A 17,963-nucleotide genomic window follows, 5' to 3' on the forward strand; every position below is an offset into this window, starting at 1 on the left:
CTGACATGCAATTAAATGTAAATGACGCTCAAGCGATCGAAGTTTCCGAACTGACATTTGGCGGCGAATTCAACGAGACGCTCGTTCACCAAGCAGTCGTGGCCTACATGGCCGGCGGCCGTCAAGGTAGCAAGCAGCAAAAGACCCGTTCCGACGTTCGTGGTGGCGGTAAGCGCCCTTGGCGTCAGAAAGGTACTGGCCGTGCTCGTGCCGGTACTATCCGTAGCCCAATCTGGCGTGGCGGCGGTACCACTTTCGCAGCTCGTCCTCAGGATCACACCCAGAAGCTGAACAAGAAGATGTATCGCGCAGCAATGCGTTCCATCCTTGCTGAGCTGGTGCGTACTGATCGTCTGGTTGTGGTTCAGGACTTCGCTGTTGATGCACCGAAGACCAAAGATCTGCTGAACAAACTGACCGGCATGGGCCTGACTGACGTCTTGATCGTGTCCGAAGTTGTTGATCAGAACCTGTACCTGGCTGCTCGTAACCTGCCACACGTTGATGTACGTGACGTGCAAGGTTCCGATCCAGTTAGTCTGATCGCATACGACAAGGTGTTGATCACCGTGTCGGCCGTGAAGAAATTCGAGGAGCTGCTGGGATGAACCAGGAACGCGTATTTAAAGTTCTGCTTGGCCCGCACGTTTCCGAAAAGGCTACGGTTCTGGCTGACAAGAAAGGCCAGTTCGTTTTCAAGGTTGCAACTGACGCAACCAAGCTGGAAATCAAGAAGGCCGTCGAAAGCCTGTTCAGCGTGAAAGTAGAGCGTGTTACTACCCTGAATGTTTTGGGTAAAAGCAAGCGCACTGCTCGCGGTCTGGGCAAGCGTAATGACTGGAAGAAGGCAGTTATCTCCCTTCAGCCAGGCCAAGATCTCGATTTCAGCAGCAGTGCTGAGTAAGGAAGGGGTGCATCATGGCAATCGTTAAATGCAAACCGACTTCCCCTGGCCGCCGTTTTGTGGTCAAGGTGGTCAACCAGGAGCTGCATAAAGGCGCTCCTCACGCACCGCTGCTCGAGAAAAAATCGAAGACTGGTGGTCGTAACAACAATGGTCGCATTACCACTCGTCACATCGGTGGTGGCCATAAGCAGCATTATCGTCTGGTCGATTTCCGTCGCAACGACAAAGATGGCATCTCTGCCACTGTCGAGCGTATTGAATACGATCCAAACCGTACTGCTCACATTGCTCTGCTGCTGTACGCAGATGGCGAGCGCCGCTACATCATCGCCCCTAAAGGCGTGAGTGCTGGCGACCAGCTGATCGCAGGTGCTTTGGCACCGATCAAGCCGGGCAACGCTCTTCAACTGCGTAACATTCCAGTTGGTAGCACCGTACACGGCATCGAATTGAAGCCAGGTAAAGGCGCGCAAATCGCTCGTTCCGCTGGTGCTTCGGCTCAGCTGATCGCTCGTGAAGGTGTCTACGTGACCCTGCGTCTGCGTTCTGGTGAGATGCGTAAAGTGCTGGCTGAATGCCGCGCGACCCTGGGTGAAGTCTCGAACTCCGAGCACAGCCTGCGTTCGCTGGGTAAAGCTGGTGCCAAACGCTGGCGTGGCGTTCGCCCAACCGTTCGTGGTGTTGCCATGAACCCGGTTGACCACCCACATGGTGGTGGTGAAGGTCGTACCTCTGGTGGTCGTCATCCGGTATCGCCATGGGGCTTCCCGACTAAGGGCGCGAAGACTCGTGGTAATAAGCGTACCGACAAAATGATCGTCCGTCGTCGCAAGTAAATAGAGGGATACGACAGTGCCACGTTCTCTGAAAAAAGGTCCTTTTATTGATCTTCACCTACTGAAGAAGATCGAAGTGGCGGCGGAAAAGAACGATCGCAAACCGGTGAAAACCTGGTCGCGTCGTTCGATGATCCTGCCACAAATGGTCGGTTTGACCATTGCAGTGCATAACGGTCGTCAACATGTTCCAGTTCTCGTGAACGAAGACATGGTCGGCCACAAACTAGGCGAGTTTGCCGGTACCCGCACATATCGTGGGCACGTGGCAGACAAGAAAGCCAAGCGTTAAGGGGTAAGGAACGATGGAAGTAGCCGCTAAGTTGTCGGGCGCTCGAATCTCCGCCCAGAAAGCCCGCTTGGTCGCCGACCAGATCCGCGGGAAGAAGGTGGGCGAAGCGCTCAACCTGTTGGCTTTCAGCAGTAAGAAAGCCGCCGAGATCATGAAGAAAGTGCTGGAGTCGGCCGTAGCCAACGCCGAGCATAACGAAGGCGCAGACGTTGATGACCTTAAAGTCAGCACCGTTTTCGTCAACGAAGGGCGTTCGCTGAAGCGAATCATGCCACGTGCCAAAGGCCGTGCTGATCGCATCGTCAAGCGGTCTTGCCATATCACTGTCAAGGTTGCTGACAAGTAACGGAGTCGAAGAGATGGGTCAGAAAGTACATCCCATTGGCATTCGCCTGGGAATCGTCAAGGAGCACACCTCCGTCTGGTACGCAGACGGTCGGACTTATGCGGACTATTTGTTCGCTGATCTGAAGGTGCGTGAGTATCTCCAAGACAAACTAAAAAGCGCGTCCGTAAGCCGTATCGATATCCATCGTCCGGCTCAAACTGCACGTATCACCATCCACACCGCTCGTCCAGGTATCGTTATCGGGAAGAAAGGTGAAGATGTTGAGAAACTGCGTCAGGACCTGACCAAGCAAATGGGTGTGCCTGTGCACATCAATATCGAAGAAATCCGCAAGCCGGAACTCGACGGTATGTTGGTTGCGCAGAGCGTAGCTCAGCAGCTGGAGCGCCGCGTAATGTTCCGTCGCGCTATGAAGCGCGCTGTACAGAACGCCATGCGCATTGGTGCCAAAGGCATCAAAATCCAAGTGAGCGGTCGTCTCGGCGGTGCTGAAATCGCACGTACTGAATGGTATCGCGAAGGTCGTGTGCCACTGCACACCCTGCGTGCCGACATCGACTATGCCAACTACGAAGCTCACACCACTTATGGTGTGATCGGTGTAAAGGTTTGGATCTTCAAGGGCGAAGTAATTGGTGGTCGCCAAGAAGAACTGAAACCACAAGCACCAGCGCCTCGTAAAAAAGCTGCTAAGTAAGGGGTACGCCAAATGTTGCAACCAAAGCGTACGAAGTTCCGCAAGCAGATGACAGGCCACAACCGTGGTCTGGCACAGCGCGGTAGCAAAGTCAGCTTCGGCGAGTTCGCGCTGAAGTCTGTAGCTCGTGGTCGTCTCACCGCTCGTCAGATCGAGTCAGCGCGTCGTGCACTGACCCGTCACGTTAAACGTGGCGGCAAGATCTGGATCCGTGTATTCCCGGACAAGCCTATTTCCAAGAAGCCACTCGAAGTTCGGATGGGTAAAGGTAAGGGTAGTGTGGAGTACTGGGTTGCCCAGATTCAGCCAGGCAAAGTCCTGTATGAAATCGAGGGCGTTTCTGAAGAGCTGGCGCGTGAGGCTTTTGCCCTGGCTGCTGCAAAGCTGCCGCTCGCCACCGCCTTTGTTAAACGGACGGTGATGTGATGAAAGCGAACGAACTTCGTGAAAAAGACGCGCCGCAGCTTAACGAGCAACTGCTCGGCCTGCTGCGCGACCAGTTCAATCTGCGCATGCAGAAAGCAACTGGCCAGTTGGGGCAGTCTCACCTGCTCCGGCAAGTTAAGCGTGACATCGCTCGCGTGAAGACTGTGCTCAAACAGCAGGCAGGTAAGTAATCATGGCTGAAGCCGAAAAAACCGTCCGTACGCTGACTGGCCGTGTTGTCAGCGACAAAATGGACAAGACCATCACCGTTCTGATCGAGCGTCGCGTTAAGCACCCGATCTACGGTAAATACGTTAAGCGTTCGACTAAGCTGCACGCGCACGACGAAACCAATCAGTGCCACATCGGCGACAAAGTCACTATTCGTGAAACTCGTCCTTTGGCCAAGACTAAGTCTTGGGCGCTGGTTGATGTTCTCGAACGCGCTGTGGAAGTCTAAGGACTAGGGGTCGGAGAAATTATATGATTCAGACTCAATCCATGCTCGATGTGGCCGATAACAGCGGCGCACGCCGCGTTATGTGCATCAAGGTGCTGGGTGGCTCCCATCGTCGTTACGCTGGTATCGGTGACATCATCAAAGTTACCGTCAAGGAAGCAATTCCTCGCGGTAAAGTGAAAAAAGGCCAAGTGATGACTGCTGTTGTAGTCCGCACTCGTCACGGCGTACGTCGTGCTGATGGCTCCATTATCCGCTTTGATGGCAACGCTGCTGTTCTTCTGAACAACAAGCAAGAGCCGATCGGCACCCGTATCTTTGGGCCAGTGACCCGTGAACTTCGTACTGAGAAGTTCATGAAGATCGTCTCGCTCGCCCCAGAAGTGCTGTAAGGAGATCCGACATGCAAAAGATTCGTCGTGACGACGAGATCATCGTGATCGCCGGCAAAGACAAAGGTAAGCGCGGTAAGGTGCTTAAGGTTCTCGCTAATAACCGTCTGGTTATCGGCGGTCTGAACCTGGTCAAGCGTCATACCAAGCCTAACCCGATGTCGGGCGTACAAGGCGGTATCGTCGAAAAAGAAGCTCCACTGGACGCTTCTAACGTCGCCATTTTCAACGGCGAAACCAACAAGGCTGATCGCGTTGGTTTCAAAGTAGAAGACGGCAAGAAAATTCGTGTCTTCAAGTCGACCCAAAAAGCGGTTGATGCTTGAACACTGCTAGGTAGAAGACCATGGCACGACTAAAAGAGATTTACTGGAAGGAAATCGCACCGAAACTTAAGGAAGAACTTAAGCTTTCGAACGTGATGGAAGTTCCACGCGTTACCAAAATCACCCTGAACATGGGTCTGGGCGAAGCGGTCGGTGACAAAAAAGTCATCGAGCACGCTGTTGCCGACCTGGAAAAGATCACCGGTCAGAAAGTCGTTGTGACTTACGCTCGGAAATCCATCGCTGGCTTTAAAGTCCGTGAAGGTTGGCCGATCGGCGTCAAAGTGACCCTGCGCCGTGAGCGTATGTACGAATTCCTGGATCGTCTGCTGTCGATCTCCCTGCCTCGGGTTCGCGACTTCCGCGGCCTGAATGCCAAGTCCTTCGATGGTCGTGGTAACTACAGCATGGGCGTTAAAGAGCAGATCATCTTCCCGGAAATCGACTACGACAAGATCGATGCTCTCCGCGGTCTGGACATTACCCTGACCACCACTGCCAAGAACGATGATGAAGGTCGCGCCCTGTTGCGTGCTTTCAAATTCCCGTTCCGCAACTGATTGGAGTAGGAAAATGGCCAAGATGAGCATGAAAAACCGCGAGCTGAAGCGTCAGCTCACGGTTGCCAAGTACGCCAAAAAGCGTGCAGCACTGAAAGCTATCATCGTTGATCTGAACGCAAGTCCAGAAGCGCGTTGGGAAGCTACAGTAGCTCTGCAGAAGCAGCCACGTGACGCAAGCGCCTCGCGCATGCGTAACCGCTGCCGCCTGACCGGTCGTCCACACGGCGTTTACCGCAAGTTCGGCCTCGGCCGTAACAAATTGCGTGAAGCTGCAATGCGTGGTGACGTACCTGGTCTGGTTAAAGCCAGCTGGTAAGCACTATCAAAGTCTCGGCGTTCGGTTTCGCAAGATACTGACCGCCGGTGACCTTGAACTTGAATCAAGCCCCTTTTGGGGCTTGATTCATTTGTGGGGTGTGTCTAGAATACCCGGCTCGCCTGAGCCCGTGCTTTTTTCGCGCGGAGGTTCTCGGCGAAGGTAGTAGCCGCAAGGCTTATTTTTTTGTATTAGGAGCGTCTAGCCCATGAGTATGCAGGACCCGTTAGCGGACATGCTAACTCGAATCCGTAATGCCCAGATGGCTGAAAAGTCCGTCGTAAGCATGCCATCTTCTACGTTGAAGGTAGCTGTTGCCAAAGTCCTGAAGGACGAAGGTTACATTGCGGGTTATCAGATCAGCAGCGAAACAAAACCACTGCTGTCTATCGAGCTGAAATACTTCGAAGGCCGTCCGGTTATCGAAGAAGTGAAGCGCGTTAGCCGTCCAGGCCTGCGTCAGTACAAGTCCGTCGATGATCTGCCAAAAGTTCGTGGCGGTCTCGGTGTGTCTATCGTCTCCACCAACAAAGGTGTGATGACGGATCGTGCTGCGCGCGCTGCCGGTGTCGGCGGCGAAGTTCTTTGCACTGTGTTCTAAGGGGGGATAAGCATGTCACGCGTCGCTAAGAACCCCGTTAAGCTGCCGGCCGGTGTCGAAGTAAAATTCGCAGGCCAACAGCTTTCGGTGAAGGGTGCCAAGGGCACTCTCGAACTGAACATCCATTCGTCCGTTGAGATTGTTGAAGAAGCTGGTGAGTTGCGTTTCGCTGCTCGCAATGGCGATCAACAAACTCGCGCAATGGCTGGTACCACTCGTGCGTTGGTAAACAACATGGTCCAAGGCGTAAGCCAAGGCTTCGAGCGCAAGCTCCAGCTGGTCGGTGTTGGTTACAAAGCGCAAGCAAAAGGCACAGTGCTGAACCTGGCTCTTGGCTTCTCGCACCCAGTGGATTATGAACTGCCGGAAGGCATCACCGCTGAGACTCCTAGCCAAACCGATATCCTGATCAAGGGCATCGATAAGCAGCTGGTAGGTCAAGTGGCCGCCGAGATCCGCGACTTCCGTCCACCAGAGCCGTACAAAGGCAAAGGTGTGCGCTACGCGGACGAAGTCGTCCGTCGTAAAGAAGCCAAGAAGAAGTAGGGCATAGCAAATGACCGACAAAAAAGTTACTCGACTGCGTCGCGCTCGCAAAGCACGCCTGAAAATGCACGAACTCGAAGTCGTGCGTCTCTGCGTGTTCCGCTCGTCGCAGCACATCTACGCCCAGGTCATTTCGGCCGACGGCAACAAAGTCCTGGCATCTGCCTCGACTTTGGATAAAGAACTGCGTGATGGCGCCACTGGCAACATCGACGCGGCCACTAAGGTTGGCCAGCTGGTCGCTACGCGTGCAAAAGCCGCTGGCGTCTCGCAGGTGGCTTTCGACCGCTCTGGCTTCAAGTACCATGGCCGCGTCAAGGCGCTGGCTGATGCTGCTCGTGAAGCTGGGCTGGAGTTCTAAGTTATGTCAAATAACGACCAAAAGCGCGACGAAGGCTACATTGAGAAGCTGGTTCAAGTTAACCGCGTAGCCAAAACCGTTAAAGGCGGCCGTATCTTCACTTTCACCGCGTTGACCGTGGTTGGTGATGGTAAAGGGCGTGTTGGCTTCGGCCGTGGCAAGTCACGTGAAGTGCCTGCTGCGATCCAGAAGGCAATGGAAGCTGCTCGTCGCAACATGATCCAAGTTGATCTGAACGGCACCACTCTGCAGTACGCAATGAAGTCCGGTCACGGCGCTTCGAAGGTGTACATGCAGCCTGCTTCTGAAGGTACCGGTATCATCGCTGGCGGCGCTATGCGTGCTGTCCTCGAAGTTGCTGGCGTTCAGAACGTTCTGGCCAAGTGCTACGGCTCGACTAACCCGGTAAACGTGGTTCACGCCACTTTCAAAGGTTTGAAAGCTATGCAGTCTCCTGAATCCATTGCCGCCAAGCGTGGCAAAAGCGTCAAGGAGATCTTCTGATCATGGCTACCGTAAAAGTTACGCTGATCAAAAGCATGACCGGCCGCATCCCTAACCACAAATTGTGCGTTAAGGGTTTGGGTCTGCGTCGCATCGGTCACACTGTAGAAGTACTTGATACTCCCGAGAATCGCGGGATGATCAACAAGGCTTACTACATGCTGCGTGTCGAGGGTTAATCGATGAAACTCAATGATCTGAGTCCAGCGCCGGGTTCCCGTCGCGAAAAGCATCGTCCGGGCCGTGGTATCGGTAGTGGTTTGGGCAAGACCGGTGGCCGTGGCCACAAAGGTCAGTCCTCCCGCTCCGGTGGCACCATTGCACCAGGCTTTGAAGGCGGTCAACAGCCGCTGCATCGTCGTCTGCCGAAGTTCGGTTTCGTTTCCCTGAAAGCCATGGATCGCGCAGAAGTGCGTTTGTCCGAGCTGGCCAAAGTGGAAGGCGACATCGTTACCGTGCAGTCCCTGAAAGATGCCAACGTAATTAACGTCAACGTACAGCGTGTGAAAATCATGTTGTCCGGCGAAGTTACTCGCGCTGTCACCATCGGAAAGGGAATCGGCGCCACCAAAGGTGCGCGTTCGGCTATCGAAGCAGCTGGCGGCAAGTTCGAGGAATAAATGGCTAAGCAAGGTGCTCTCTCTGCGCTCGGCAAAGGCGGTATGTCTGAACTCTGGGCTCGTCTGCGTTTTCTGTTCCTGGCGATTATCGTCTACCGAATAGGCGCACACATCCCGGTTCCAGGTATTAACCCGGACCGACTCGCGGACCTGTTTCGACAGAATGAGGGGACCATTCTTAGCTTGTTCAACATGTTTTCCGGTGGCGCGCTGGAACGGATGAGCATCTTTGCACTGGGGATCATGCCGTACATTTCGGCATCGATCATCATGCAACTGATGACCGCCGTCAGCCCGCAGCTGGAACAGTTGAAGAAGGAAGGTGAAGCTGGCCGTCGCAAGATAAGCCAGTACACCCGCTACGGCACTGTCATCCTCGCTCTCGTTCAGGCTATTGGCATGTCCATAGGTCTGGCGGGGCAGGGTGTTGCGTTCAATGGTGACTTTGGCTTCCATTTCGTCGCGGTATCCACTTTTGTGGCTGGTGCGATGTTCATGATGTGGCTGGGTGAGCAGATTACTGAGCGTGGTGTTGGCAACGGTATCTCGATGTTGATTTTTTCGGGTATCGTCGCCGGTCTTCCGAGAGCGATCGGGCAGTCTTTCGAGTCTGCACGTCAGGGCGATATCAACATCTTCGCTTTGGTAGCCATCGGTTTGCTGGCAGTAGCGATTATCGGTTTCGTGGTGTTCATTGAGCGTGGTCAGCGTCGTATTGCTGTTCACTACGCCAAGCGTCAGCAGGGCCGCAAGGTTTTTGCTGCGCAGACTAGCCACTTGCCGCTGAAGGTGAACATGGCCGGTGTTATTCCGGCTATTTTCGCGAGCAGCATTTTGCTGTTCCCGGCTTCGTTGGGTGCCTGGTTTGGTCAGTCTGAAGGTATGGGCTGGTTGCAGGACATCTCGCAGTCGATCGCTCCTGGTCAGCCGTTGAATATTCTGCTGTTTAGTGCAGGGATTATTTTCTTCTGCTTCTTCTATACGGCGTTGATGTTCAATCCGAAAGACGTAGCGGAAAACCTGAAGAAGTCCGGTGCCTTTATTCCGGGCATCCGTCCAGGCGAGCAGTCTGCGCGCTACATTGATGGCGTTCTGACTCGTTTGACCATGTTCGGTGCTCTTTACATGACGGCCGTGTGCCTGCTGCCCCAGTTCCTGGTGGTTGCAGCAAACGTACCGTTCTACCTTGGCGGGACCTCGTTGCTGATCGTCGTCGTGGTTGTGATGGACTTCATGTCCCAAGTACAATCGCACCTCGTTTCGCACCAGTACGAATCCCTGATGAAGAAAGCCAACCTGAAGGGTTACGGCAGCGGCATGTTGCGCTGAGTACCCATAAGGTTCGAGGAGTTGGTGATGAAAGTTCGTGCATCGGTGAAAAAGCTGTGCCGTAACTGCAAGATTATTCGCCGCGAAGGTGTTGTTCGAGTAATTTGCAGCGCGGAACCGCGTCACAAACAGCGCCAAGGCTGAGTGTGATTGTGCTTCAAGCCCGGTAGCTAGTGCGCTACCGGGTTGATTATTTGTTATTACAGCGATATTATCTCGCGCCCTATTTCTTGGCTTCCGGGGCGTAGGTAGCTGTCAATTGGAGTCCCACTGAATGGCCCGTATTGCAGGCGTTAACATTCCAGATAACAAGCATACTGTTATCTCGCTGACCTACATCTATGGTGTTGGTCGCACTACTGCACAGAAGATCTGTGCAGTGACTGGGGTAAACCCAGCAGCAAAGATCAAAGATCTGAGCGACGAGCAGATTGAACAGCTGCGTGGCGAAGTGGCGAAGTTCACCACTGAAGGTGACCTGCGTCGCGAAATCAACATGAAAATCAAGCGTTTGATGGACCTCGGTTGCTATCGCGGTCTGCGTCATCGTCGTGGTCTTCCAGTACGCGGTCAGCGTACCAAGACTAACGCGCGTACCCGTAAAGGTCCGCGTAAGCCGATCCGCAAGTAATCGCCCCAGCGAATCGACAGGAAAATTATCATGGCAAAACCTGCTGCTCGTCCTCGTAAAAAAGTTAAAAAGACAGTGGTTGATGGCATCGCCCACATCCATGCTTCTTTTAACAACACAATCGTGACCATTACCGACCGTCAAGGTAACGCGCTTTCTTGGGCTACCTCCGGTGGTTCGGGTTTCCGCGGTTCCCGCAAGTCCACCCCGTTTGCTGCTCAAGTAGCTGCTGAACGTGCTGGTCAAGCTGCGCTGGAATACGGCCTGAAAAACCTCGACGTTAACGTCAAAGGTCCAGGTCCAGGTCGTGAGTCTGCTGTCCGTGCTTTGAACGGCTGTGGCTATAAGATCGCCAGCATCACCGACGTGACGCCAATCCCGCACAACGGGTGCCGTCCGCCGAAGAAGCGCCGCGTGTAATCCAGGAGATTGTAAAGAATGGCTCGTTACATTGGTCCAAAATGCAAACTCGCTCGTCGCGAAGGCACCGATCTCTTCCTGAAGAGCGGCGTGCGCGCGATCGAATCGAAGTGCAACATCGAAGCAGCACCTGGTATCCACGGCCAACGCCGCGGTCGCCAGTCCGATTACGGCACCCAACTGCGTGAAAAGCAGAAGGTCCGTCGTATCTACGGCGTTCTCGAGCGTCAATTCAGCGGCTACTACAAAGAAGCTGCTGGCAAGAAAGGTGCAACTGGCGAAAACCTGTTGCAACTGCTCGAATGCCGTCTGGACAACGTTGTATACCGTATGGGTTTTGGCTCTACTCGTGCCGAATCTCGTCAGCTGGTATCGCACAAATCCGTAAGCGTTAACGGTCAGACCGTAAACGTGCCGTCGTACCAGGTTCGTGCTGGTGACGTGGTCGCGATTCGCGAGAAAGCAAAGAACCAACTTCGCATTGTCCAAGCTCTCGATCTGTGTGCCCAACGTGGCCGCGTAGAATGGGTAGAAGTAGACACTGAGAAGAAGTCGGGCGTTTTCAAGAACGTTCCTGCTCGCAGTGATCTGTCCGCCGACATCAACGAAAGCCTGATTGTCGAGCTCTACTCCAAGTAAGGGCTAGAAAATAGGTGCATCCATGCAGATTTCGGTAAATGAGTTCCTGACACCCCGCCATATTGATGTGCAGGTTGTCAGTCCAACCCGCGCCAAGATCACTCTCGAGCCTCTCGAGCGTGGTTTCGGCCACACCCTGGGCAACGCGCTGCGACGCATCCTGTTGTCCTCAATGCCCGGCTGCGCAGTAGTCGAGGCCGAGATTGACGGTGTGCTCCATGAGTACAGCGCCATCGAAGGTGTACAGGAAGACGTAATTGAAATCCTGTTGAACCTTAAAGGTCTGGCTATCAAGCTGCACGGCCGTGACGAAGTTACGCTGACCTTGTCGAAGAAGGGTTCGGGGGTGGTTACCGCTGCCGATATTCAGCTGGATCATGATGTCGAGATCGTTAATCCCGATCACGTAATCGCTAACCTGGCGTCTAACGGCGCCCTGAACATGAAGCTCACCGTAGCTCGTGGTCGTGGTTATGAACCGGCAGACTCGCGTCAGAGCGATGAAGACGAAAGCCGCAGCATTGGTCGCTTGCAGCTTGACTCTTCGTTCAGCCCGGTTCGCCGTATCGCATACGTGGTGGAAAACGCCCGTGTCGAGCAGCGTACTAACCTGGACAAGCTGGTTATTGATCTGGAAACCAACGGTACCCTGGATCCTGAAGAGGCTATCCGCCGCGCTGCAACCATTCTGCAACAGCAGTTGGCTGCGTTCGTCGATCTCAAAGGTGACAGTGAGCCAGTGGTTGTCGAGCAGGAAGACGAGATCGATCCGATCCTGCTTCGCCCGGTTGACGATCTGGAACTGACTGTACGTTCGGCTAACTGCCTTAAGGCGGAAAACATCTACTACATCGGTGACCTGATTCAGCGCACCGAAGTAGAGCTGTTGAAGACTCCGAACCTTGGCAAGAAATCCTTGACTGAAATCAAGGACGTTCTGGCCTCCCGCGGTCTGTCCCTCGGCATGCGCCTCGACAACTGGCCGCCTGCAAGTCTTAAGAAGGACGACAAGGCGACTGCCTGATCGTCGTAATCACCGAACGTTGTGTTTGGTAAGGAATGAACCATGCGTCATCGTAAAAGTGGTCGTCACCTGAGCCGCACTAGCTCGCACCGCAAGGCCATGTTTCAAAACATGGCAGTGTCGCTGTTCGAGCACGAGCTGATCAAAACTACACTGCCGAAAGCTAAAGAACTGCGTCGCGTTGCTGAGCCGCTGATCACTTTGGCCAAGACAGACAGCCTGGCTAACCGCCGTCTGGCTTTCGACCGTACTCGTTCGAAAGCTATCGTTGGCAAGCTCTTCAACGACCTGGGCAAGCGTTACGCTACCCGTGAGGGTGGCTACCTGCGCATCCTCAAGTGCGGTTTCCGCACTGGCGACAACGCGCCTATGGCGTACGTCGAGTTGGTTGATCGTCCAGTTGGCGGTGAAGCTGTATCCGCTGAGTAAGACGTCAGTCTGAAACGAAGAACCGGGCCTAGTGCCCGGTTTTTTGTGCCTGTAAGAAATGCGCGGTTCGTACAAGCTTCTTTGCGGTCGATGCCATCACTATGTGCGCGGGATTGTTGTTAGTAATTTTCTATTGATCGACACAAATTAATGAATTTGTAAGCAGCCCGATCAGTGGTCAATACTCCTCCCACGCCGATTAGCCGGCAGTTCAAGACTGACTGAGGAAGAGATCGCATGAGCCAAAATAAAACGCTGACCACCGCCAGTGGCGCGCCCGTCGCCGATAACCAGAATTCCCGCTCCGCCGGCCCGCGTGGCCCGCTGCTCCTCGACGATTTCCACCTGCTCGAGAAGCTGGCTCACTTCAATCGTGAAAACATTCCGGAACGCCGCGTCCACGCCAAGGGCTCGGGTGCTTACGGTACTTTCACCGTAACGCGCGACATTACTCAGTACACCAGCGCCAAGTTGTTTGAATCCATTGGCAAGCAAACACCTACCTTCCTGCGTTTTTCCACCGTCGGTGGCGAGCGCGGTTCGGCTGATACCGAGCGCGATCCACGTGGCTTCGCCCTGAAGTTCTACACCGAAGAAGGCAACTGGGACATTGTTGGTAACAACACGCCGGTGTTCTTCATTCGCGATCCGCTGAAATTCCCCGACTTTATCCACACACAGAAGCGCCTGCCGCAAAGCAACCTGAAAAGTGCGCAGATGATGTGGGACTTCTGGTCGCATTCCCCAGAGGCGCTGCACCAGGTCACGATCCTGTTTTCGGATCGCGGCATCCCTGACGGCTACCGGCACATGCACGGTTTCGGCAGCCACACCTACAGCCTGATCAGCGCGACGGGCGAGCGTCACTGGGTAAAATGGCACTACAAGACCCAGCAAGGGATCAAGAACCTGGCGCCGGCAGAAGCTGCTCGCTTGGCCGGGACCGATCCGGACTACGCGCAGCGCGACCTGTTTGGTGCGATCGAGCGCGGTGATTTCCCGAAATGGCGGGTCTGCATCCAGATCATGACCGAGGCTCAGGCTGCAGCGCATTACGAGAATCCGTTCGATGTGACCAAGACTTGGTCGCAGAAGGAATTCCCGTTGATTGAAGTGGGTGAATTGGAACTCAACCGTAATCCGCAAAACTACTTTGCCGAAGTCGAGCAAGCCGCGTTCGGCCCGAGCAACATGGTCCCGGGCGTTGGCCTGTCTCCGGATCGCATGTTGCAGGGGCGCGTATTTGCTTACGCCGATGCGCACCGCTATCGCGTTGGCACCAATCACCAGCAACTGCCGGTGAATGCGCCGCGCAACCCGGTCAACACCTATCAGCGCGATGGTTCGATGGCGTTCGGCAGCAACGGTGGTGCAGCGCCAAATTACGAGCCGAATAGCTACATCGAATCGCCAAAACAGGCGCCGCGTTACGCCGAACCGGCGTTGCCCTTGAGTGGTGCGGCTGATCGCTACGATCACCGCGAAGATACCGATTACTACAGCCACGCCGGTGCGCTGTTCCGGTTGATGAATGATGAGCAGAGAACTTTGCTCATCAACAACATCGCCAGTGCGATGGCTGGCGTTACGCCGGACGTGATTGATCGTCAACTGCAGCATTTCTACCGCGCCGACCCGGCGTATGGAGAAGCAATCGCGAAGGCGTTGGGCGTACAGCTTAACGAAGTCTAAACGAGAAGCAGAACCGCCCTCATTTGGGCGGTTTTTGCGTTATTTAAGCCACTTTTCTCTGAATATCTTCGCTTTTATCGCGCGTGCAGGGTGACCAATCAGTCCGGTTGGTTCAAACTACAGACTTTCAAGCAGGGAGATGTAGGGCGATGCAAGGCCACCCAGACGTAATCGATTACCTCAACACGTTGCTGACCGGCGAACTGGCCGCGCGTGACCAATATTTCGTTCACTCGCGGATGTATGAGGACTGGGGTTTCACCGAGCTCTACGTACGTATCAACCACGAGATGGAAGAAGAGGCGCAGCACGCTGACGCCTTGATGCGCCGCATCCTGATGCTCGAAGGCACGCCGCGCATGCGTCCTGACGACCTCGATGTTGGCACCACGGTGCCGGAAATGCTGGCTGCCGACCTGCGACTGGAATACAAAGTCCGCGCCGCACTCTGCAAAGGCATCGAGCTTTGCGAGTTGCACAAAGACTACGTCAGCCGCGAGATCCTGCGCGTTCAGCTGAACGACACCGAAGAAGATCACACCTACTGGCTGGAGAAGCAGTTGGGCCTGATCAAGCTGATCGGTCTGGAGAATTACCTGCAATCGCAGTTCTGATCCCCAGATACCACAGCAGAAATAAAACACCCGCATACAAAAAAGCCCCTGGCACTGATGAAGTGACAGGGGCTTTTTCGTGGGCCTTACTCAGGCCTTGTCGCGAGCCAGCAGCGGCTTGAGGTAGAAGCCGGTGTGAGACTGCTTCATCTCCGAGACTTCTTCCGGCGTACCGACGGCAATGATCTGCCCGCCTTTCGAACCACCTTCCGGGCCAAGGTCCACCAACCAGTCGGCGGTCTTGATCACGTCCAGGTTGTGCTCGATCACCACCACAGTGTTGCCGTGGTCGCGTAGTCGATGCAGGACGTCGAGCAATTGCTGAATATCGGCGAAGTGCAAACCAGTGGTTGGCTCATCGAGGATGTACAGCGTCTTGCCGGTATCGCGCTTGGACAGCTCACGGGACAGTTTCACCCGTTGCGCCTCGCCGCCAGACAAGGTTGTCGCCGATTGCCCGAGTTTGATGTACGACAGGCCGACGTCCATCAGCGTCTGTAGCTTGCGCGCCAGTGCCGGGACTGCATCGAAGAACACCCGTGCTTCCTCGATAGTCATCTCGAGGGTTTCGTGGATGTTCTTGCCCTTGTACTTGATCTCGAGCGTTTCGCGGTTGTAGCGCTTGCTCTTGCAAACGTCGCACGGCACATAGATGTCCGGCAAAAAGTGCATTTCAACCTTGATCAGGCCATCGCCCTGGCAGGCTTCGCAGCGTCCGCCCTTGACGTTGAAGGAGAAACGCCCCGGGCCATAACCGCGCGAGCGCGACTCAGGCACGCCGGCGAACAGTTCGCGGATCGGCGTGAACAAACCGGTGTAGGTCGCCGGGTTGGAACGCGGCGTCCGACCGATCGGGCTCTGGTCGATGTCGACAACCTTGTCCAGATGCTCCAGGCCCTTGATGCTGTCATGCGCGGCGGCTTCGAGGGTGGTTGCACCGTTGAGTGCAGTAGCGCTCAGCGGGAACAGGGTGTTGTTGATCAGCGTCGATTTGCCCGAACCGGAAACGCCGGTCACGCAGGTCAGCAGCCCGATCGGAATATCCAGATCGACATTGCGCAAGTTGTTGCCGCGAGCGCCCTTGAGCGACAGCGACAGCTTTTTGTTGCGCGGTGTGCGCTTCGCCGGGACAGCAATCTTCACGCGGCCCGACAAATATTTGCCGGTCAACGAGTCCGGGTGCGCCATGACCTCGGCCGGTGTGCCTTCGGCGACGATGTGGCCGCCGTGGACGCCTGCGCCCGGGCCGATGTCCACGACATAATCGGCAAGGCGAATGGCATCTTCGTCATGCTCGACCACGATCACCGTGTTACCGATGTCGCGCAAATGCTTGAGCGTGCCAAGCAGCCGGTCGTTGTCGCGTTGATGCAGACCAATCGACGGTTCGTCGAGGATGTACAAAACCCCAACCAGACCGGCGCCGATCTGGCTGGCCAGACGAATTCGCTGCGCTTCACCGCCGGACAAGGTGTCCGCGCTGCGATCCAGCGACAGATAATCCAGACCGACGTTAACCAGGAACTGCAGGCGCTCGCGGATTTCCTTGAGAATCTTGTCGGCAATTTCGCCGCGACGGCCAGTCAGCTTCAATACACCGAAGTACTCACAGGCATCGCCGATCGGCAGATTGGTCACCGCCGGCAAGGTCTTCTCGCCAACCCACACGTGCCGCGCTTCACGACGCAGACGCGTGCCACGGCAATCCGGGCAAGGCTGGGTGCTGAGGAACTTGGCCAGCTCTTCACGCACCGAGGCGGACTCGGTTTCGCGATAACGACGTTCCAGGTTCGGCACGATGCCTTCGAACGGGTGCGAGCGTTTGACGATGTCGCCACGGTCGTTCAGGTATTTGAAGTCGACGTTCTGCGAACCGCTGCCGTGCAGGATGAATTTCTGCTGGTCGGCCGGCAGTTCGTTGAACGGCACTTCAAGGCTGAACTTGTAATGGGACGCCAACGACCCGAGCATCTGGAAGTAATAGACGTTACGCCTGTCCCAGCCGCGTATCGCGCCCTCGGCCAGGGTCAGTTCGCCATTGACCAGACGCTTGATGTCGAAGAACTGCTTCACGCCCAGGCCATCGCACGTCGGGCAGGCACCGGCCGGGTTGTTGAAGGAAAACAGCTTCGGTTCCAGTTCGCTGATCGCGTGGCCGCAAATCGGGCAAGCGAAGCGCGCGGAGAAAATGATCTCTTCGCCGGGTTCGTCGTCCATCGGCGCAACCAGCGCGATGCCGTCCGCCAGCTTCAGCGCCGTCTCGAAGGATTCGGCGAGGCGCTGCTGCAGATCGGCGCGGACCTTGAAGCGGTCGACCACAACATCAATCGAATGCTTCTTCTGTTTATCCAGCTTCGGCAACTCGTCCAGCTCGCACAGCCGGCCGTTGACCCGCGCGCGCACAAAACCCTGGGCGCGCAGTTCTTCGAAGACTGACAGATGCTCGCCCTTGCGCTCGCGAATCACCGGCGCCAGCAACATCAATTTGCTGCCTTCGGGCTGCGCGAGGACCAGGTCGACCATCTGGCTGACGGTCTGCGCTTCCAGCGGAATATCGTGATCCGGGCAACGCGGAATACCGACGCGGGCATAAAGCAAGCGCAGGTAATCGTAGATTTCGGTGATGGTGCCGACGGTCGAGCGCGGGTTATGCGAGGTCGACTTCTGTTCGATGGAAATCGCCGGCGACAAACCTTCAATGGTGTCGACGTCAGGTTTTTCCATCATCGACAGGAACTGCCGGGCGTAGGCCGACAGCGATTCGACGTAGCGGCGCTGGCCTTCAGCGTACAACGTGTCAAATGCCAGGGACGACTTGCCGGATCCGGACAGGCCGGTGATGACGATCAGTTTGTCCCGTGGCAGGGTCAGGTCGATGTTCTTCAGGTTGTGGGTTCGGGCCCCACGAATCAGGATCTTGTCCAAAGTGGCCTCGCTTGGCGGGCGTCGAAAACGTAGGAGTATACGGCCAAATACTGGATGGATGCAC

The 17,963-nt window shown here is 55.4% G+C and carries 29 protein-coding genes; 28 read left to right on the top strand and 1 reads right to left on the bottom strand.

Going from position 1 to position 17,963, the window contains the following annotated elements; all coding sequences use genetic code 11:
- Positions 1 to 5: 5 nt before the first annotated feature.
- From rplD to bfr, 28 genes are all read left to right on the top strand, one after another.
- On the top strand, positions 6 to 608 hold the full coding sequence (rplD, locus tag BI292_RS13295; RefSeq protein ID WP_007896707.1) for a 50S ribosomal protein L4: 603 nt from the start codon (positions 6 to 8) through the stop codon (positions 606 to 608).
- A complete protein-coding gene (gene rplW / locus BI292_RS13300; protein ID WP_002555488.1) occupies positions 605 to 904 on the top strand; it encodes a 50S ribosomal protein L23 in 300 nt (99 codons plus the stop codon). Before rplD ends, rplW begins: the two co-directional genes overlap by 4 nt.
- A 14-nt stretch (positions 905 to 918) precedes the next feature.
- Positions 919 to 1,743, top strand: a complete 825-nt coding sequence (gene rplB / locus BI292_RS13305; RefSeq protein WP_003176423.1) for a 50S ribosomal protein L2 — start codon at positions 919 to 921, stop codon at positions 1,741 to 1,743.
- Positions 1,744 to 1,759: 16 nt separating this feature from the next.
- Complete coding sequence (gene rpsS, locus BI292_RS13310) at positions 1,760 to 2,035, top strand: 30S ribosomal protein S19 (RefSeq protein ID WP_002555486.1); 276 nt, start codon at positions 1,760 to 1,762, stop codon at positions 2,033 to 2,035.
- Positions 2,036 to 2,048: 13 nt separating this feature from the next.
- Positions 2,049 to 2,381, top strand: coding sequence for a 50S ribosomal protein L22 (gene rplV, locus BI292_RS13315; RefSeq protein ID WP_003103908.1), 333 nt, complete (start codon positions 2,049 to 2,051; stop codon positions 2,379 to 2,381).
- A 13-nt stretch (positions 2,382 to 2,394) separates the two neighbouring features.
- Entirely contained in the window at positions 2,395 to 3,081 is a 687-nt protein-coding gene (gene rpsC, locus BI292_RS13320; protein WP_003176422.1) for a 30S ribosomal protein S3, read from the top strand.
- A gap of 12 nt (positions 3,082 to 3,093) precedes the next feature.
- The gene (gene rplP, locus BI292_RS13325; RefSeq protein WP_007896757.1) at positions 3,094 to 3,507 is read left to right on the top strand and encodes a 50S ribosomal protein L16; all 414 of its coding nucleotides are present in this window, start codon (positions 3,094 to 3,096) and stop codon (positions 3,505 to 3,507) included.
- Positions 3,507 to 3,698, top strand: a complete 192-nt coding sequence (gene rpmC / locus BI292_RS13330) for a 50S ribosomal protein L29 (protein WP_008030901.1) — start codon at positions 3,507 to 3,509, stop codon at positions 3,696 to 3,698. The genes rplP and rpmC overlap by 1 nt, the downstream gene beginning before the upstream one ends.
- Positions 3,699 to 3,700: 2 nt before the next feature.
- Positions 3,701 to 3,967, top strand: coding sequence for a 30S ribosomal protein S17 (gene rpsQ, locus BI292_RS13335; RefSeq protein ID WP_003176419.1), 267 nt, complete (start codon positions 3,701 to 3,703; stop codon positions 3,965 to 3,967).
- Between the two features lie 23 nt (positions 3,968 to 3,990).
- Complete coding sequence (gene rplN / locus BI292_RS13340; protein ID WP_002555479.1) at positions 3,991 to 4,359, top strand: 50S ribosomal protein L14; 369 nt, start codon at positions 3,991 to 3,993, stop codon at positions 4,357 to 4,359.
- An 11-nt stretch (positions 4,360 to 4,370) separates the two neighbouring features.
- The gene (rplX, locus tag BI292_RS13345) at positions 4,371 to 4,685 is read left to right on the top strand and encodes a 50S ribosomal protein L24 (protein WP_003176416.1); all 315 of its coding nucleotides are present in this window, start codon (positions 4,371 to 4,373) and stop codon (positions 4,683 to 4,685) included.
- 20 nt (positions 4,686 to 4,705) lie between these two features.
- On the top strand, positions 4,706 to 5,245 hold the full coding sequence (rplE, locus tag BI292_RS13350; protein WP_003176415.1) for a 50S ribosomal protein L5: 540 nt from the start codon (positions 4,706 to 4,708) through the stop codon (positions 5,243 to 5,245).
- Between the two features lie 13 nt (positions 5,246 to 5,258).
- Positions 5,259 to 5,564, top strand: a complete 306-nt coding sequence (gene rpsN, locus BI292_RS13355) for a 30S ribosomal protein S14 (RefSeq protein WP_003176414.1) — start codon at positions 5,259 to 5,261, stop codon at positions 5,562 to 5,564.
- Positions 5,565 to 5,772: 208 nt separating this feature from the next.
- Positions 5,773 to 6,165, top strand: a complete 393-nt coding sequence (gene rpsH / locus BI292_RS13360) for a 30S ribosomal protein S8 (RefSeq protein WP_008065722.1) — start codon at positions 5,773 to 5,775, stop codon at positions 6,163 to 6,165.
- Positions 6,166 to 6,177: 12 nt separating this feature from the next.
- Positions 6,178 to 6,711, top strand: coding sequence for a 50S ribosomal protein L6 (gene rplF, locus BI292_RS13365; protein ID WP_003176412.1), 534 nt, complete (start codon positions 6,178 to 6,180; stop codon positions 6,709 to 6,711).
- Positions 6,712 to 6,721: 10 nt separating this feature from the next.
- On the top strand, positions 6,722 to 7,072 hold the full coding sequence (gene rplR, locus BI292_RS13370) for a 50S ribosomal protein L18 (RefSeq protein WP_003186037.1): 351 nt from the start codon (positions 6,722 to 6,724) through the stop codon (positions 7,070 to 7,072).
- A 3-nt stretch (positions 7,073 to 7,075) separates the two neighbouring features.
- The gene (gene rpsE, locus BI292_RS13375) at positions 7,076 to 7,576 is read left to right on the top strand and encodes a 30S ribosomal protein S5 (protein WP_007943782.1); all 501 of its coding nucleotides are present in this window, start codon (positions 7,076 to 7,078) and stop codon (positions 7,574 to 7,576) included.
- A 2-nt stretch (positions 7,577 to 7,578) separates the two neighbouring features.
- A complete protein-coding gene (gene rpmD / locus BI292_RS13380) occupies positions 7,579 to 7,755 on the top strand; it encodes a 50S ribosomal protein L30 (RefSeq protein WP_003186033.1) in 177 nt (58 codons plus the stop codon).
- A gap of 3 nt (positions 7,756 to 7,758) precedes the next feature.
- Positions 7,759 to 8,196, top strand: coding sequence for a 50S ribosomal protein L15 (gene rplO / locus BI292_RS13385; protein WP_010467269.1), 438 nt, complete (start codon positions 7,759 to 7,761; stop codon positions 8,194 to 8,196).
- Complete coding sequence (gene secY / locus BI292_RS13390) at positions 8,197 to 9,525, top strand: preprotein translocase subunit SecY (RefSeq protein WP_092277409.1); 1,329 nt, start codon at positions 8,197 to 8,199, stop codon at positions 9,523 to 9,525. It abuts the gene before it with no gap.
- 27 nt (positions 9,526 to 9,552) lie between these two features.
- Entirely contained in the window at positions 9,553 to 9,669 is a 117-nt protein-coding gene (gene rpmJ, locus BI292_RS13395; RefSeq protein WP_002555468.1) for a 50S ribosomal protein L36, read from the top strand.
- A 130-nt stretch (positions 9,670 to 9,799) separates the two neighbouring features.
- Positions 9,800 to 10,156 carry a 30S ribosomal protein S13 gene (gene rpsM, locus BI292_RS13400; protein ID WP_003186020.1) on the top strand — a complete coding sequence of 119 codons (357 nt, stop codon included), beginning with the start codon at positions 9,800 to 9,802 and terminating at the stop codon, positions 10,154 to 10,156.
- Positions 10,157 to 10,186: 30 nt separating this feature from the next.
- A complete protein-coding gene (gene rpsK, locus BI292_RS13405; RefSeq protein WP_002555466.1) occupies positions 10,187 to 10,576 on the top strand; it encodes a 30S ribosomal protein S11 in 390 nt (129 codons plus the stop codon).
- An 18-nt stretch (positions 10,577 to 10,594) separates the two neighbouring features.
- On the top strand, positions 10,595 to 11,215 hold the full coding sequence (gene rpsD / locus BI292_RS13410) for a 30S ribosomal protein S4 (RefSeq protein ID WP_003210056.1): 621 nt from the start codon (positions 10,595 to 10,597) through the stop codon (positions 11,213 to 11,215).
- Positions 11,216 to 11,237: 22 nt separating this feature from the next.
- Positions 11,238 to 12,239: a DNA-directed RNA polymerase subunit alpha gene (rpoA, locus tag BI292_RS13415; protein WP_003186012.1), complete on the top strand. Its 1,002-nt coding sequence runs from the start codon at positions 11,238 to 11,240 to the stop codon at positions 12,237 to 12,239.
- A 42-nt stretch (positions 12,240 to 12,281) separates the two neighbouring features.
- Complete coding sequence (gene rplQ / locus BI292_RS13420; RefSeq protein ID WP_007896790.1) at positions 12,282 to 12,668, top strand: 50S ribosomal protein L17; 387 nt, start codon at positions 12,282 to 12,284, stop codon at positions 12,666 to 12,668.
- Positions 12,669 to 12,905: 237 nt separating this feature from the next.
- On the top strand, positions 12,906 to 14,360 hold the full coding sequence (locus BI292_RS13425) for a catalase (protein WP_101208144.1): 1,455 nt from the start codon (positions 12,906 to 12,908) through the stop codon (positions 14,358 to 14,360).
- A 149-nt stretch (positions 14,361 to 14,509) separates the two neighbouring features.
- A complete protein-coding gene (gene bfr, locus BI292_RS13430; RefSeq protein ID WP_092277415.1) occupies positions 14,510 to 14,974 on the top strand; it encodes a bacterioferritin in 465 nt (154 codons plus the stop codon).
- A gap of 90 nt (positions 14,975 to 15,064) precedes the next feature.
- On the opposite strand, the gene uvrA is transcribed toward bfr, so the two are convergent.
- Positions 15,065 to 17,899: an excinuclease ABC subunit UvrA gene (uvrA, locus tag BI292_RS13435; protein ID WP_092277418.1), complete on the bottom strand. Its 2,835-nt coding sequence runs from the start codon at positions 17,897 to 17,899 to the stop codon at positions 15,065 to 15,067.
- Between the last annotated feature and the right edge of the window lie 64 nt (positions 17,900 to 17,963).

The organism is Pseudomonas sp. 43NM1 (assembly GCF_002836905.1).
Taxonomy (GTDB): Bacteria; Pseudomonadota; Gammaproteobacteria; order Pseudomonadales; family Pseudomonadaceae; genus Aquipseudomonas; species Aquipseudomonas prosekii.